We start from the raw sequence: 1,300 nt of genomic DNA on the forward strand, positions 1-1,300 counted from the left end.
ATTCTGCTGAAGCATTAGTACTTCGATTATCAAAGTAGTTTAATATGTTCATATAATGTATTGACATTGTTCTGGCGATAGTATTGAAGCTTTTAAAGGTCGCCTGTCTTACTTTTTCATACCATTTTGCCAAGCGTATGAGTGCGGATGTCTTATCTTTTGTGTTATTAAATATCCAAGATAGGTTCTGGCATAATTTGTAAGCCTTTTCAATATCTGGATAGCGTTCAAAAAGCAATTTTGCTCTTTCTGATTGGTTTTCAGTCCATTTACTGCTTGATTTATAGAGCAGGTATCTACTTCTTGCTAGCAATTGTTTTAAGGTGTCTCCATTGTAGAGCAGTTCTGGGGTGTGTTTTATAGATTTACTTCTGGCGTACTCTATGGCGTCATTCTCTGCGTCGAGAGCTTCCCATCTATGCTTGATTCGGATTTCCTGTAATGCGTCCAATGCCAGTTTTTGGACGTGAAAACGATCTATGACCAAGGTTGCATTTGGGAATGATTTTTTAACGATAAGCCCCATATTACCAGCCATGTCTAAAGTTACCTCTTTAACCTTCTTTCTTTGTTTTATGGGGATTTTATGAAGTATTTTTATGACTGTTTCCGCTTTTGTTCCTTTAACCATAGCCAGTAAAGCTCCTTTCTTTCCTTTTGCTTTTTTGTTGGTCAATATGGTGTATAGATCGCCGTTGGAGAAAGCTGTTTCATCAAGAGATAGATTACTTCCAAGATTTTCAGCAAATAGAATCCAATCCTTTGCGTGTTGTTTTTGATCCCAAGATTTAAAATCGCTTAAATAATCTTTGTATTGCCTTTGCAAGCTTCTAGGGTTGACACCAAAGAATTTAGCTACAACCGCTGTGCTAGTGGCATTATTACTTACAGACCTCTTTTAAAAAAGCAGCAAATTCACTAGTTATCCTAGTTCCTTTTGCTACTAAATCCCAATCTCTGGTAACTACTTTTCCGGAAGTTTCGTTAAACCATCTACGCCGGGTTATATGTAGAAAAACGTTCTTACCCCGTATGGGAAAATCCTGAACTGTAGCCTGTGGAAAGAAGCCCTTGGAATGAAGCTTGGCATCGTTATATCCATCAGGAAGTGTATTTAATTCCGTGAAGTAAAAGTGCAGTTCTTCGCCTTTAATCTCGTGCTTTGTTAAATCAAAATAGGTTACTAGTACTTCAGGAAGTAATAAATTGGCTATCGCTAATAATGAATCTGAGGACATCGAAAATCTTTATTTCAAAGTTCCCTCAATTTTAGTTACTCCACAACTTTTTGTGTTGAGCC

At 37.1% G+C, this 1,300-nt stretch carries 2 protein-coding genes; both read right to left on the minus strand.

The genetic code is table 11. The annotated features are described in order from the left end of the window. On the minus strand, nt 1-826 hold an 826-nt coding region (locus BLW28_RS15520; protein ID WP_092842597.1), incomplete at its 3' end, for an ISAon1 family transposase. A gap of 55 nt (nt 827-881) precedes the next feature. Next, nucleotides 882-1,238 (minus strand): ISAon1 family transposase N-terminal region protein, encoded by a 357-nt coding sequence (locus BLW28_RS15525; protein WP_092842598.1) that lies wholly within the window; start codon nt 1,236-1,238, stop codon nt 882-884. Nucleotides 1,239-1,300: the final 62 nt, after the last annotated feature.

It is taken from the genome of Aequorivita viscosa (assembly GCF_900106795.1).
GTDB classification, from domain to species: Bacteria; Bacteroidota; Bacteroidia; order Flavobacteriales; family Flavobacteriaceae; genus Aequorivita; species Aequorivita viscosa.

Coding starts and splice junctions, on each gene's coding strand:
- BLW28_RS15525 (WP_092842598.1), bottom strand. CDS start 1,238: ATGTCCTCAGATTCATTATTAGCGATAGCCAATTTATTACTTCCTGAA.